Source organism: Kitasatospora sp. NBC_01300, assembly GCF_041435235.1.
In the GTDB taxonomy this organism is placed as follows: Bacteria; Actinomycetota; Actinomycetes; order Streptomycetales; family Streptomycetaceae; genus Kitasatospora.
Window position 1 is genome coordinate 6,841,516 of record NZ_CP108408.1, and the last position, 14,071, is coordinate 6,855,586.

Sequence of the window (14,071 nt, forward strand, 5' to 3'; positions counted from 1 at the left end):
ACCAGGGAAGCGAGCCAAGGGAGCACCAGAGATGACGCAGCGTCCGGCCACCACCCCCACCCGCCTCCGGCTGTTCACGGTCGGTCTCGGGGTGGTCGTCGCCCTGGGCGCCGGCCTCTCCGCCACGGCCGCCGTGGCGGAGACGGCCGGCACCGGGACGGTGACGGTGGTGAGCGGCGACGCGACGCCGACGCCCACCCCCGCCCAGCCCAGCCCCACCGGCACCGTCCACGGCAGCACCGGCGACTGGAACAGCACCGGCTCCTGACCGCGACAAAAAGCGGCAGGATCGATTCTTCAGCAGCTGGTCATCAGCTCGTCAGCGGCCCGGCCCGCAGCTCGTCACCGGAGCGCCCGACGCTCCCCGACCACCGCCTCGACGCCCATCCGGGACGGACGGAGTCGACGACGTCGACGGAGCCGCAGCAGCCGTAGCCGTCGAACCAGCCGTAGCAGCCGTAGCGGCCGTATCGGCCGAAGGGTTCGGACCCTCCCCCCGGGGCAGCAGCCCCGCCACCTCCTCCGCCTCCGGCAGCCCCAGCCGGACGAAGATCCGATGCGCCTCCCGCAGCCGGCCCCACGCCTCGGCCTCCCGCCCGAGGTCCGCCAGCGTCCGGCCCAGCACCACCAGCGCCTGGCCCTGGTCCCGCTCGGCCCCCAGCTCCTCGCACAGCGTCAGCGCCTGCCCGGCGTGCTCCAGCGCCTCGTCCGTCCGGCCCAGCGAGCGCAGACTGTCCGCCATCCGGTAGCGGGCGTGCGCGGCCCGGGCCCGCAGTCCGGCTGCCGAGGCCACCGCCAGGCACTCGCCGAACCAGGTGACGGCCTCCTCGTGCCGCCCCAGCCCGTGCAGTGCGAGCCCCAGCACGTACAGCGTGTACGCCCGGCCGGGATCGTCGTGCCGGGTCCGCAGCTCGGCCAGCGCCTCGTGGCAGATCGGCACGGCCTCGGCGGCCCGCCCGCTGCGCACCCGGGCCAGCGCGGCGTTCACCGTCGTCACCAGCGCCCCGGAGCGGTGGCCGAGTTCGCGGGCCAGCAGCAGCGCCTCGTCGTAGTGCCCGACGGCCTCGTCGTAGCGGCTGAGGAACTGGCAGACCAGGCCGAGGTCGTTCAGCGCCTGGCGCAGGATCACCGTGTCGCCCGCCGAGCGGGAGGCGGCCACCGCCAGCCGGGAGGCCGCCTCGGCCTCCTCCAACCGGGTGGCGGCCAGGGCGACGTTGCCGCGGAGGAAGTGCGCCCGACCAGCTGCCCGGTGGTCGGCGTGATGGTCCGCGGCGGCGGCCAGGGCCTCCGCCGTACTGGCGAGCTGGCGGCTGGGCGGGGCGAGGACGAACGGCGTGAGCGCGATCAGCAGGTCGATCGCGGCGCGCAACGGGTCCGGTGCCGCACCGTCGGCCGGCGCCGGCGCGGTGTCGTCCGCGACGGTCCAGCACGCCACCTGGGCGGCGAGCGCGATCGCCCCGGAACCCTCCGCCTCGGCCCAGGCCCGGGCGCCGTCCGGGCCGCCGAGGTCCACGCCCGCGCTGCGGGCCGGCCCGAGCGCACCGGCGGCCGGATCCCCCGGGACGGCGTGCTGGAAGGCCGCGCACGCGGTGGCCAGCAGATGGTCCAGCAGCCGGTCACGGGCCTCCACGGCCGCGCCCGGGTGGTCCGGGCGCCGCCGGGCGAAGGCCCGCAGCAGGTCGTGGTAGCGGTAGCGGCCGGGGAACGGCGACTCCATCATCGCCACGTCCACCAGGGACTCCAGCAGGTCCTCGGCGTCGTACTCGTCCAGGTCCAGCAGGGCGGCCGCGGCGGGCAGCCCGATGTCCGGGCCGTCCACCGAGGCGGCCAGCCGGAACGCCCGGGCCTGGGCGGGCGTCAACTGGCGGTAGCTCAGTTCGAAGGCGGCCTCCACCGCCAGGTCGCCGATGCGCAGCTCGTCGATCCGCCGCCGTTCGACCGCCAGCCGGCGGCCCAGCGTCTGGATCGTCCAGCTGGGCCGGGCGGCGAGCCGGGCCGCCACGATCCGCACCGCGAGCGGCAGGTGGCCGCAGACGAGCAGCAGCTCCCGGGCGGCCTCCGGCTCGGCGGCCAGCCGCTCGGCGCCGATCGTGCGGCCCAGCAGTTCGAGCGCCTCCGCCGGCTCGAACACGCCGAGGTCGGCCTGGACGGACGCGGGCAGGCCCGAGAGCCGGGTACGGCTGGTGGTGAGCACGGCGCAGCCGACCGCGCCCGGCAGCAGGGGCCTGATCTGCGCGGTGTCGTGGACGTTGTCGAGCACCAGCAGCAGCCGCCTGCCGTCCACCACCGAGCGGAACAGCGCCGAGCGGGCGTCCAGCCCGTCGGGCACCCCGTCGACCGGCACGCCGAGCGCCACCAGGAAGCTGCTGAGCACCGCCTCCGGGTCGGCCGGCGTGGTGTCGGCGCCCCGCAGGTCGACGTAGAGCTGCCCGTCGGGGTAGGAGTCGCGGGCCCGGTGGGCGACGTGCAGGGCCAGCGCGGTCTTGCCGACCCCTCCCATGCCGACCACGGTCGCGATCACCAGCGCCTGCTGGTCCGGGGCGCCGAGGGCCTCGCCCAGCCGCTCGACCAGGACGGTGCGGCCGGTGAAGTCCGCCGCGTCGGGCGGCAGCTGGGCCGGTCTGGGCGACGCCGTGGCGGTGCCGGCGGGCGCGGCGGGCGCACCCGCCGCCGCGGGGCCGTCCGGTGGATCCTGCGCCGCGGGCCCGGGCCCGGCCGGCTTCACCGGGCTGGAGAGCAGCGCCACGGCCGGCGCCGGGGCGGCGAGCGACAGGTCGCCCTCCAGGATCCGCCGGTGCAGCTGGTCCAGGTCGGCCCCGGGCTCCACCCCCAGCTCGTCCAGGAACAACTGACGCACGCTCCGGTACACCGAGAGCGCGTCCGCCTGCCGCCCGGCCTGGTACAGCGCGCGCATCAGCAGCCCGTACGCCCGCTCGTGCAGCGGGTGCTCGGTGGTCAGCGCGGTCAGCTCCGGGATGCACCGGGAGAAGCGGCCCAGCGTCAGGTCCAGGGCGATCCGTTCCTCCAGCAGGGTCAGCCGGAGCTCCTGCAACCGCTGGCGCTGCCGCTGCGCGAACGGGCCGGGGATGCCGGCCAGCGGCTCGCCCTGCCACAGCTCCAGCGCCTGGTTCAGCAGGTCACGCGCCTGCTGCGGCTGTCCGGCGGCCGCCGTGCGCTCGGCCTGCGCCGCCAGCTCCTCGCCCTGCGCCGCGTCCACGGAGTGCTTGGGCAGCACCAGCCGGTAGCCGTCCCCGACCGAGGTCAGCACGGTCGGCGCGTCCGGCTCGTCGCCGTGCAGGATCTTGCGCCACCGCCAGGCGTACGTCCGCACCGTCGTCACCGCGGTGCTCGGCGGCTCCTCACCCCACAGGGCGTCGATCAGGTCCGTGGCGCTCGCGCCGTGCCCCGGACGGAGCAGCAGCACCGCCAGCATCGCCTGCTGCTGGGGACTGCCGACCTTCAGCACGGTCGTGCCGCGCTGCGCTCTCATCAACCCCAGCACCGAGAACCGGAAATCACCCATTCGTGCACCTGCCCGCTTCATGTGCCCGCCCCCGCCCACGCACGCGTCTGCCCCCCGATTGATGAGTCACTATCAACCCACGCCAGCCGGTGGACTGTCGAGAGATCGTCGACCCCGTAGTGATCCGGTGTTGATCCCCCACCGCCACAATCACTGGTGTGGCCCAGCTGTCGGCCCGGTACGACCCGCCGGGCCCGCCACACCCCCCGGGTGCCGCCGCCCGGGCGACCACCACAGTTTCTCGGAGGCCGACGCCAGTGAACACCGACCTGCTCTACCGGTTGCTCGACGTCGACCCGGTCGCCGGACCGGTCGAACTGCTCCACCGCGCCCGCGGCGCCCGCGACCTCCCCTACCTGGTGCTCGCCGCGCTCGTCCGGGAGGACGTCCGGATGGGCGAGCACGCCCGCGCCGAACTCCAGCGCGCCCGCGACCGGGCCGAGTGTTACGCCCGGATCGCCCGCGACCTCGCCGACGCCACCGGGGTGCGCCCGATCCGCGACCTCCCGCTGGCCGGCTACTACCCGCCCGACCTGCCCCGGCCGCTGGGCGAGCTCACCCTCGTCAGCCCCACCGAGGCCGCGCTCTGGCAGGCCGTCAGCCGGCTGGTCACCGAACACCCGGTGGAGTCCGTCGAGGTCACCCTGATCGGCGAGCGCCCCCGGCACACCTCCGTCACCCTGCGCTGGCCGGCCGAGGACCCGCTGCTCGACCCGTGGTACCAGGTCCGGCTCGGCACCGCCGCGCTCACCGGCGACCTCGCCACCGTCCCGGTCCGGCCCTACCTGGCCGCCGACGACCACGTCGAGTGCCTGATCGCCCTCGCGGAGGAGGGCCTCGGCCGCGCCTTCCGGGCGGGCGACGTGATCGACGTGGCCCGCCTGGGCCGGCAGTCCTTCGAACCCGTCGAGACCGCCGCCGTGGTCGCCGCCTACCGGCTCGCCCCGGAGGCCGTTGCGCTGCTCGACCTCGCCGCCGAACACGTGCCGCTGGGCTCCCTGGCGGGCGTGCGCACCGTCCTGGAGGCCGAGGTCGCCCCCGAACTCCGCCGTCGCGAATCCCTCGCCCGCCCGCTCCGGCCGCGGCACGGCACCCTGCTGCGCCGCACCGTCATCCGGCACCAGTGGGACGAGGCCCGCCTCCTCCCGGCCGGACCCGCCACCCTGCTGCTCACCCCGGTCGCCGACTTCCTGCTCGCCCCGGAGGGCGTCCGCCCGACGGCCCCCGCCCGCGCCGCCGCCCTCACGGCCCTGCGAACCTGGGACACCACCGCCCCCGGCACCCCGGACGGCGCCCCCTGCGCCCGCCTCCCGGAGTCCAAACACGGCTGAACACCCCCGGGCCGCGCCCTCCGGGCCACCCCCTCCGCCGACGGGTCAGCTCCTCGGGACCAGGGTGTTCTCGTTGGTGCGGCCGGCGGCGTAGTCGTCGATGTTGCGGGTGGTGGCGTCGATGATCTGGCCGACGGCGGTGTGGGTGAAGTAGGCCTGGTGGCTGGTGACGAGGACTTGGGGGAAGGTGACGAGGCGGGCGAGGACGTCGTCGGTGATGCCTTCGATGGAGCGGTCGGTGAAGAAGACGCCGGTTTCTTCTTCGTAGACGTCGAGGCCGACGCCGGAGAGGCGGCCGGCGCGGAGGGTTTCGACGAGGGCTGCGCTGTCGATGAGGCCGCCGCGGCTGGAGTTGACGAGGATGGCGTCGTCCTTCATCCGGGCGAGGGCGCCGCCGTTGATCAGGTGGTGGGTGGCGGGGAGGAGGGGGACGTGGAGGCTGATCAGGTCGGCGCGGGTGAGGAGTTCGGGCAGTTCGGTGTAGGTCATGCCGAGGTCGAGGCAGGCCGGGTTCCGGGCGATGTCCCAGCCGAGGAGGTGGGTGCCGAAGCCGGCCGCGATCCGGGTGAAGCACTCGCCGATCTTGCCGGTGCCGACGACGCCGACGGTCATTCCGTGGATGTCGCGGCCGAGGAGGCCGTCGAGGCGGAAGTCGAACTCGCGGGAGCGGTTGGCGGCGCGGGTGAGGCGGCGGTTGACGGCCAGGGCGAGGGCCCAAGCGTGTTCGGCGACCGAGTACGGGCTGTAGTGGGAGACCCGGGCGACGGTGAGGCCGAGGTCGGCGGCGGCGTCGAGGTCGATGTTGTTGAAGCCGGTGGAGCGTTGGGCGATCAGCTTGGTGCCGCCGGCGGCGAGGGCGGTGAGGGTCCCGGCGTCGAGGACGGCGTTGACGCTGCTGCTGACGGCCGGGTAGCCGGCGGCGAGCGGGGCGGTGTCGCGGTTGAGGAACATGCTCAGGCAGCGCAGCCCGTGCCGCCCGGCGAAGGCCTGTTCCAGCAGCGGCCGTTCGTCGGCCTGCACCCCGTACGCGAGGATCTCCATCGGTTGCCCTTCCGCGAGTGGTCCGCTCCACCGGCCACGCTAGCGGGGCCGTCGCAGGGGCGCCCGTCGGACGCACGAGGGCCCGGACCGGTAGCGGTCCGGGCCCTCGGCGGGGCGGGGGAGGTCAGATGACCGTCTCCGCCTCCAGGTAGCGCTCCTGCGGGACGGTCTTCAGCTCGGCGACGGCCTCGGCGATCGGCACCAGGTTGATGTCGGTGCCCTGCAGCGCGGTGATGTGACCGAACGCGCCCTTGTGGACGGCCTCGACGGCGTGCCAGCCGAAGCGGGTGGCGAGCACCCGGTCGTACGCGGTCGGGGTGCCGCCGCGCTGGGTGTGGCCGAGGATCACCGGGCGGGCCTCCTTGCCGAGCCGGTGCTCCAGCTCGCGGGAGAGCTGGGTGGCGATGCCGGTGAACCGCTCGTGGCCGTAGATGTCCTTGGTGCCCTCTTCCCAGTGCATGGTGCCGGGCTCGGGCTTGGCGCCCTCGGCGCAGACCACGATGGCGAACTTCTTCTGCCGGTCGAAGCGTTCGCGGACGACGGCGGTCAGCTTGTCGATGTGGAACGGCCGCTCCGGGACGACGATGGCGTGCGCGCCGGCCGCCATGCCCGCGTTGAGCGCGATCCAGCCGGTGTGCCGGCCCATGACCTCGACGACCATGACCCGCTGGTGGGATTCGGCGGTGGTCTTCAGCCGGTCCAGCGCCTCGGTGGCGACCGAGACGGCGGTGTCGAAGCCGAAGGTGACGTCGGTGGAGGCGATGTCGTTGTCGATGGTCTTCGGGACCCCGACCACCGGCAGTCCGGCGTCGCTCATCAGCTTGGCGGCCTTGAGGGTGCCCTCGCCGCCGATCGGGATCACCGCGTCGATGCCGAGGTCCGCGCACAGTCGCTTGGCGCGCTCGACGCCGTCGCGCAGGTGGCTGGGCTGGACCCGGGACGAGCCGAGGATCGTGCCGCCCTGGGCCAGGATGCCGCTCACCGAGTCGAGGGTGAGCGGCCGGTGGACGCCCTCCAGGAGACCGCGCCAGCCGTCCTGGAAACCGATGATCTCGTCGCCGTGGTCGACCACCCCCCGGTGGACCACGGAACGGATCACCGCGTTCAGGCCGGGGCAGTCACCGCCGCTGGTCAGCACTCCGATACGCATTAGCTTTGCAACTCCCGAGCAGAACCGAGGAACGGCCGGACTACAGGCTGGGACGACGAGCCGTCACCGTAGCGGGGCGCTCCCACGCCGGAGTGGCGGGGAGGTGGCCGCGGGGTGAAGGACCGGCCGATCCGGACAGAACGCCCGAAAACGGCCGCGAAGTCGAGCATACGGCCCCTGGTCCGGCCGGGCAGGAGCCGACGCGGGAGCGGCGCCGTCGGCGCCCCCGCGCGGAAGTGCAGCCTGCTGCCGAGGAGGGTGTGCAGTAGGCAGCCCCATTGTGGTACGTCCGGGGCCGCCCCTGAACCGGGTGACCGCATCGCGGGCACCCGGGTTCCGGGGCGGGTCGGACGTACTACGCGGGGCGCGTCGTGGCGGCGATGCGCTCGGCGCGCAGCGCGTCGTACCAGGTGGTGTCGGCCGGCGGCAGGGCGTTGACGTCCAGCGCCAGCTTGATCAGCATGTCGGCCACGGCGGGGTTGCGGGCCAGCACTGGGCCGTGCAGGTAGGTGCCGAACACGGTGTCCCGCCAGGCGCCCTCGGTGCCGTCGCCGGTGCCGTTGCCCCGGCCTGCGACCACGGTGGCCAGCGGCTGGACGCCCTGGCCGAGGTGGGTGACGCCCTGGTGGTTCTCGAAGCCGGTCAGCTGCGGCAGGCCGAGGCGCGGGTCGACGTCGGCGAGGACGTCGCCGACGCAGCGGGCGCCGTCGCCGCGGGTGGTCCAGACGTCGAGCAGGCCGAGGCCCGGCTCGCGCTCGCCGAGGTCGTTGATGAACTCGTGGCCCATGATCTGGAAGCCCGCGCAGACGCCGAAGATGATCGCGCCGTTCTCGGAGGCCCGGATCAGGCCGCTGTCGTTGCGCAGCCGCTCGGCGGCGAGCCGCTGCGGACGGTCCTCGCCGCCGCCGATCAGGTAGATGTCGCCGCTGGTGGGGACCGCCTGGTCGGAGCGGACGTCGATCCGGGTCACGTTGAGATGGCGCTGGCGGGCCCGGCGCTCCACGACCAGGGCGTTGCCGCGGTCGCCGTAGGTGCTGAGCAGGTCCGGGTAGACCCAGACCACGCGCAGGCTGCTCTCACTCATCCTCGAAGGCCTTCCGTCACGATCAGATGGGGCTGCAGGCGCGGCATCAGCCGGCCACGACCTTCCGCAGCTGCTGGAAGGCGGTGTAGTTGGCGATGGCCTCGATCCGGCCGGGCGGGGCCATCCGGACGGCCTGCTCCAGCGTGTCCACCACGTGGAACTGCAGTCCGGCGACCTCCAGGCGGACGGCCAGGTCCAGCTTGCGCTGCCCCATCACGAACACCGGGTGCCCGGCGAGGCGCTCGTAGTCGACGTCCCACAGCCAGGAGGTGTCCGTGCCGTCGGCGTCGAGCGCGTTGACGGAGAGGATCACCGGCGCGGGCGGGCCGTCGATCAGCGAGAAGGTCTCCAGCCAGCCGGCCGGGTTCTTGGCCAGCAGCAGCCGGATGTCCCGGCCCTGGTACTGGACGACGTCGTAGCGGCCGGCGACGGCCGTGACCGAGCGCATCCGCTCCAGCGCGACCTGCGGGGAGACGCCGAACACGGCGGCGACGGCGGCCGAGCTGGTGGCGTTGGCCAGGTTGGCCCGGCCGGGCAGCTGGAGCTGGATCGGCCAGGCGCCGCGCTGCGGGTCGATCACGTGGGTGCCCTGGAGCGCCCAGTGCGGGTTGGGGCGCCGGAAGCCGCACTCCTGGCAGAACCAGTCGTCGCCGGGTCGCTGCATCACGCCGCCGCAGGCGGGGCAGGACCAGGCGTCCTCCTTCCAGGCCTGCCCGGCGGCCACCCAGACCACCTTCTTGCAGGAGGAGGCGGCCCAGGTCACCAGCGGGTCGTCGGCGTTGGCGATGACCACGGCCTCGGTGTCCTGAAGGCCCTCGCGCCACTTCTCGGCCATCATCCGGGTCTCGGCCGCGCGGTCGAGCTGGTCGCGGGAGAGGTTGAGCAGGGCGATCGCCTTGGGGCGGGTGTCGCGGGCGACGCCCGCCAGGTACTTCTCGTCGACCTCGATCACGCCGAAGCGGGCGTCCGAGCCGCCGGCCAGGGCGGAGGTGATGCCGGCCGGCATGTTGGCGCCCAGGGCGTTGGAGACCACCGGGCCGGCGGCGCGCAGCGCCTCGGCGATCAGGCGGGTCGTGGTGGTCTTGCCGTTGGTGGCGCTGACCAGGACGACGTCGAGGTGGTCGGCGAGGGTGGCGAGCAGGTCGGGGTCGAGCCTCAGGGCGACCTTGCCGCCGATCACCGAGCCGCTTCCGCGTCCGGCCTTGCGGGACACGGCGGCAGCGACCCGACCGGCCGTGACCGCGATCTTGGCGCGGGCCGGCAGCGAGGCGTCGCGTGCGCCTGTGGGCTCCGATTCGGTGCCTGCCATGCTCAGTGGTTCCTCCTTGCTGCGGCACCACCCGGGTCCGGATCAACGGGCCGTCGGGCGGCGGGGACGGGGCCAGCCTACCGACTCCGCCGCCCGGCTCGACGATCCGGACCCCAGGCAGCCTGCTGCGACACGGCCGGAGGCGCCGCCTCGGGCGTCCTGACGGATCGTCGGGGAAGACGGTGTACGGAGGGGGCCTTCGCCGCTTGGGACGCTCTCCGGGCCCTCGGGGTTCCCGGGTGAGGATGTGGTGAAGAAAAGATCAGCGGCCCGGGCGGGCGCAGGAGACCGGCTCGTCCGCGGTCAGCGTGGCGGTGATCACCAGGGTGCCGTCCTCGGCCCGGAAGTCCAGCGGCGCGGCAAGCCGGCGCATCGCGGTGATCAGCCCGGTGTTGGAGGCGTGGGTCACCGCGTACACGGTCGTGACACCGGCCGCCCGGGCCGCCGCCGACAGCTGCCGCAGCAGGGCCGGACCGAGTCCGCGCCGCTGCCAGGCGTCCTCGACCAGCACCGCCAGCTCCGCCTCGTCGTCGTCCCACATCAGGTGTCCGAGGGCGACGATCCGCCCGTCGGCGGCCGTCGCGGCGAGGCTGCGGCCGTGCCGGGCGTCCAGCAGGTGGTCCAGGTAGCGGCCGGCGTCGCGGACGGGCCCGTGGTAGCGCAGCCGCAGCGAGGCGGGGGAGCAGCGGAGGTGCATCGCCAGGGCCGCGGCCCGGTCGGCCGGTCCGGCGGGGCGCAGCGTCAGCGCCGTCCCGTCCGCCAGCGTCAGCCGGGACGGCGCCTCCCGGCCCGGGTCCGTCACGGTTCGTGGCCGGTCGACCGGGGGGTGCGGGCGGGCGGGCCGCAGCGGGCCCCCGGTGAGCGCGGGCAGCCGGGCGGCCTGGCCCTCGGGCGCCGCGCACCTGCGGTCGGACCTGCGGAAAGGCCGGTGCCAGAGCCGTTCGGGGCGAGTGCGTGATGCCGTCATGCCGCCGACGCTACCGACGCCGCGCTTCCGGCCGGTTACGTGATCGTGAACGCAGGAATGACCTGGGCGGTTCCGGAGCGTGACCATGTTTCGGGGGCGTCGACCGTGCTCGACGGTGCCCGACCGTGCTCGACGGTGCCCGACCGGGCTCGGGCACCAGGGTGGCCGACGGGCGCGGGGCGATCGCCCGGCCCCGACCGGACTGTTGACCTGGACACGCTCACGGATGGCGCAGAATCCGGGGACGAGCGAGCCCGTTCGGATAGGGATGGCTCGGCTTTTCGCCGATCCCACCTCCCCCGAAGGGGCTCACATGTCCTTCCCGTCGTCCTTCCTGAAGAAGTCCGCCCTCGTGCAGCGGTCCGTACTGGGCGTGGCGTGCTGTGCACTGCTGCTGGCCGCGCCGATCGCCCTCGCCCAGCCGGCCGCCGCCGCCGACGGGCCCAAGACGCCCCAGGAGGCTGCCGCTTGCAAGGCCGTCGTCTCGACGCTGCTCGGCGGCTTCGGGTCGATGCTCGCGAACTCGGCGTGCGTCGTGCAGCCGAGCGACAGCTGAACGACAGCTGAAGCGACGACTGAGCGACGGCTGAGCGGCGGCCGTACGGGGCCGCCCTCAGGCCCCGGCCGCCGGGTGGCAGCCGCTGCTCCGGCGGCTGCCACCCGGCGGCCTTGCCTCACGGCCGCGGTTGAGCGGTCAGGGGTGGGACGGGTCGTCGGGCAGGGTGAGGGTGGCGAGGGCGCCGCCGTCGGGGTGGTTGGTGAAGGTGAGGCCGGCGCCGATGACGCGGGCGTGGCCGGTGGCGATGGTGAGGCCGAGGCCGTGGCCGCGTCCGCGTTCGGGGGCGTTGGTGCGGAAGCGCTGGGGGCCGCGGGCGAGCAGGTCGTCGGGGTAGCCGGGTCCGTGGTCGCGGACGGTGATCCGGTGGCCGTCGACGTGCAGCCGGATCGGCGCGGTGCCGTGCCGGTGGGCGTTGATCAGCAGGTTGCCGAGGATGCGGTCGAGGCGGCGCAGGTCGGTGCGGACCTGGCGGTCGGCGGCGACGTCCACGTCCACGTCGACCTCCAGGCCGGTGAGCGTGACGGTGCGGCGCACCGCCCGCTCCAGCGGGACGGGGGCGAAGTCCGGGATCTCGGCGTCGGCGTCGAGGCGGGAGACCTCCAGCAGGTCCTCGACCAGCGAGCGCAGGGCCTGCACCCGGTTCTGGACGAGCTGGGTGGGGCGGCCGGGCGGGAGCAGCTCGGCCGCGGTGACCAGGCCGGTGAGCGGGGTGCGCAGTTCGTGGGCGACGTCCGCCGTGAAGCGCTGTTCGTCCTCCAGCCGCTGGTGCAGGGTGCGGGACATCAGGTCGACGGCGGCGGCGAGGTCGGCGACCTCGTCCTTCCCGTCGACGAGCTCGCCGATCCGGGTGTCCGTCCGGCCGGCGGCGATGCCCCGGGCGGCCGTCGCCGCGGTGCGCAGTCGGCGGCTGATCCGGTCGGCGACCAGGACGCCGGCCAGGACCGTGGTGAAGACGGCGGCGACGACGGTGATCAGGATGATCCGGTCGAGGTCGGCGATCGCCTGCCGGTCCTGGGTGAAGTCCACCCGGACGGAGAGCACCCCGGTCTGGACCTGTCGGGCCGCCCACATCGACTCGCCCCGCGGACCGCCGGCGAGCAGCGAGCCCTCGCGGCCGTCGGCCGCGAGCGTCCGCAGCCCCGCGGGCAGCGCCGGGTCGTCCAGGGCGAACCGGTCGGTGACCTCGCCGCGCTTGTAGGTGTCCACGGCCGAGCCGAGCGCGGCGAGCGCGGCGGCGCGGGCCTGGTCCACGTGCTGACGGATCATCGCCTGGTGGACCAGCAGGCCGACGGCCACCGCCACCAGGACGGCGATGGCGGCGACGGCGGTGGCGATCTGACGGCGCAGGGTCATGCCGGACGCCGCAGCTTGTAGCCGAACCCGCGGACGGTCTCGATCCGGCCGGGGCCGATCTTGGCGCGCAGCCGCTGCACGTGGACGTCCACCACCCGGGTGTCGGCGCCCCAGTCGTAGTCCCAGACGCGTTCCAGCAGGGTGGAGCGCTCCAGCACGATGCCGGGCGCGGCGGTGAACTCCAGCAGCAGCCGCAGCTCGGTGGGGGTGAGCGGGATGAGGCGGCCGTCGACGCGCACCTCCATGCTGTCGGTGTCCACCTGCATGCCGTCGAAGCTGCGCAGCGCGGGGGAGGGGGCGTCCGCGGGAACGGCGGTGGCGGGAACGGCGGCGGCCGGCGCTGCGACGGGCACGGCGGGGTCCACCGGCTCCTCGGGCGGCGCGGGTTCGGCCGGGACCACCCGCACCCGGCGCAGCACGGTGCGGATCCGGGCGACCAGCACGGCGCTCTCGAAGGGCTTGACGACGTAGTCGTCCGCCCCGGCCTCCAGACCGGACACCACGTCGACCGGGTCGGTGCGCGCCGACATCATCAGGATCGGCAGCTGGCTCTCCTCCCGGATCCGGCGGCAGAGGCCGACCCCGTCGAGGAGCGGCAGCATGACGTCCAGCAGGAGGAGGTCGGGGCGCACGGCGTGGAAGGCCTCCAGGCCCTCCAGGCCGTCGGCGGCCGTGGTGACCGGGAAGCCGTAGCGCTCCAGGGCCATCCGGGTGGCCTCCCGGATCACCTCGTCGTCCTCGACGAGCAGGATGTGCGGGTGGGCGGGCGCGGCTGCGGGGTTCATGGCTTCGCTTCCGAGGGAGCCGAGGACGGGCGGACGGGGACCGGGACGGCCGTCTTCTGGGAGGGGACGCCCACGCCGGGGCCGGCGCCGGCCCCGGCCCCGGGCAGGGCGGGCTGAGGCTGGGCGGATGAGCGGCCGTCGCGGGTGGAGACGGCGGGGCCGGCGCTGGGCGTGCTGGTGGGCGTCAGTGCGCCGCCGTTCGCGGGTCCGCCGCCCGGGCCGGCGATCGGGCCGGTGTCCTCGACCTTCCGCTCCAGCAGGCCGAGCCGGACGCCGTCCCACTGGTAGTGGCTGCTGGTCCGGACGAACGCGCCGGTCGGCTCGTAGAGCCACAGGTCGGATCCGACGGTCGCGGCGCTGAACCCCTTGAGCACCTCGACCTGGAGGATGGGCAGCAGCCGGTCGTCGGCCAGCAGGTAGACGTGCAGGACCACGGGCCCGGGGGTGACGACGGCGACGACCAGTTCGTCCCGCCCGTCGCCGGTGAGGTCACGGAACTCGGGGCTGCGGACGTCGCAGGCGGGGCAGGAGTTCAGGGCGCGCCGCTCCTCCGGGCCCACCGTGGAGTCCTTGGCGAGGACGGTGCGGACGTCGACCGTCCTGATGTCGTGCCCGGGGACGGTCACGTCCGGGACGGGTTGCGGCGCGGCCTGCATGGCGGCCGCGGCGCCGGTGGCGGGAGGGCGCGGCGGCGGGGAGGCCGCCAGGTCGGGCCAGAGCGGCTGGGCCACCAGCGGCGGTGCCACCGGCTGGGTGGCGCCGTGGTCCTGGAGCCCGCCGGGGGTGGCACGGCCGAGGGCCAGGGCCGCGAGCGTCACGAGGACGGCCAGGGCGGCGAGGGCCGCCACCGGCACGGCGACGGGCCGGCGGCGGGGTGGGGATGCTGCTGCCACGGTCGGTGCTCGTCCTCCTGGTCTGCGGCGATGCGCCGGTTCGTCCCCGTACCGGCCTCGGTGGTAGGTCGCGTGG

At 74.8% G+C, this 14,071-nt stretch carries 12 protein-coding genes; 3 read left to right on the top strand and 9 right to left on the bottom strand.

All coding sequences use genetic code 11. The annotated features are described in order from the left end of the window. Positions 1-31: 31 nt before the first annotated feature. Positions 32-268, top strand: a complete 237-nt coding sequence (locus tag OG556_RS29815; RefSeq protein ID WP_371521550.1) for a hypothetical protein — start codon at positions 32-34, stop codon at positions 266-268. Positions 269-319: 51 nt separating this feature from the next. Here the strand turns inward: OG556_RS29815 and OG556_RS29820 are convergent, their stop codons facing one another. After that, a complete protein-coding gene (locus OG556_RS29820; protein WP_371521552.1) occupies positions 320-3,523 on the bottom strand; it encodes a BTAD domain-containing putative transcriptional regulator in 3,204 nt (1,067 codons plus the stop codon). A gap of 257 nt (positions 3,524-3,780) precedes the next feature. Here OG556_RS29820 and OG556_RS29825 point away from each other — a divergent pair, with 257 nt between their 5' ends. Beyond that, positions 3,781-4,854, top strand: coding sequence for a hypothetical protein (locus OG556_RS29825; protein WP_371521554.1), 1,074 nt, complete (start codon positions 3,781-3,783; stop codon positions 4,852-4,854). A 45-nt stretch (positions 4,855-4,899) separates the two neighbouring features. Here the strand turns inward: OG556_RS29825 and OG556_RS29830 are convergent, their stop codons facing one another. The 5 genes from OG556_RS29830 to OG556_RS29850 form a co-directional block, all read right to left on the bottom strand. Then, the gene (locus OG556_RS29830) at positions 4,900-5,895 is read right to left on the bottom strand and encodes a 2-hydroxyacid dehydrogenase (protein ID WP_371521556.1); all 996 of its coding nucleotides are present in this window, start codon (positions 5,893-5,895) and stop codon (positions 4,900-4,902) included. A gap of 124 nt (positions 5,896-6,019) precedes the next feature. Continuing rightward, complete coding sequence (locus OG556_RS29835; protein WP_350886672.1) at positions 6,020-7,045, bottom strand: 6-phosphofructokinase; 1,026 nt, start codon at positions 7,043-7,045, stop codon at positions 6,020-6,022. A 355-nt stretch (positions 7,046-7,400) separates the two neighbouring features. Beyond that, positions 7,401-8,129 carry a type 1 glutamine amidotransferase gene (locus OG556_RS29840; RefSeq protein ID WP_371521558.1) on the bottom strand — a complete coding sequence of 243 codons (729 nt, stop codon included), beginning with the start codon at positions 8,127-8,129 and terminating at the stop codon, positions 7,401-7,403. Between the two features lie 46 nt (positions 8,130-8,175). Then, entirely contained in the window at positions 8,176-9,438 is a 1,263-nt protein-coding gene (locus OG556_RS29845) for a MurT ligase domain-containing protein (protein WP_350886666.1), read from the bottom strand. Between the two features lie 262 nt (positions 9,439-9,700). Continuing rightward, a complete protein-coding gene (locus OG556_RS29850) occupies positions 9,701-10,405 on the bottom strand; it encodes an N-acetyltransferase family protein (protein ID WP_371521560.1) in 705 nt (234 codons plus the stop codon). Between the two features lie 313 nt (positions 10,406-10,718). Here OG556_RS29850 and OG556_RS29855 point away from each other — a divergent pair, with 313 nt between their 5' ends. Continuing rightward, complete coding sequence (locus OG556_RS29855; RefSeq protein WP_363589325.1) at positions 10,719-10,961, top strand: hypothetical protein; 243 nt, start codon at positions 10,719-10,721, stop codon at positions 10,959-10,961. Between the two features lie 138 nt (positions 10,962-11,099). Here OG556_RS29855 and OG556_RS29860 read toward each other — a convergent pair whose 3' ends face one another. From OG556_RS29860 to OG556_RS29870, 3 genes are read right to left on the bottom strand one after another with little or no spacing between them, the layout of a single operon-like run. Next, positions 11,100-12,317: a sensor histidine kinase gene (locus OG556_RS29860; protein WP_371521563.1), complete on the bottom strand. Its 1,218-nt coding sequence runs from the start codon at positions 12,315-12,317 to the stop codon at positions 11,100-11,102. Next, positions 12,314-13,102 carry a response regulator gene (locus OG556_RS29865; protein ID WP_371521565.1) on the bottom strand — a complete coding sequence of 263 codons (789 nt, stop codon included), beginning with the start codon at positions 13,100-13,102 and terminating at the stop codon, positions 12,314-12,316. The genes OG556_RS29860 and OG556_RS29865 overlap by 4 nt, the downstream gene beginning before the upstream one ends. Beyond that, positions 13,099-13,995, bottom strand: coding sequence for a hypothetical protein (locus OG556_RS29870; RefSeq protein ID WP_371521567.1), 897 nt, complete (start codon positions 13,993-13,995; stop codon positions 13,099-13,101). The genes OG556_RS29865 and OG556_RS29870 overlap by 4 nt, the downstream gene beginning before the upstream one ends. Positions 13,996-14,071 lie beyond the last annotated feature (76 nt).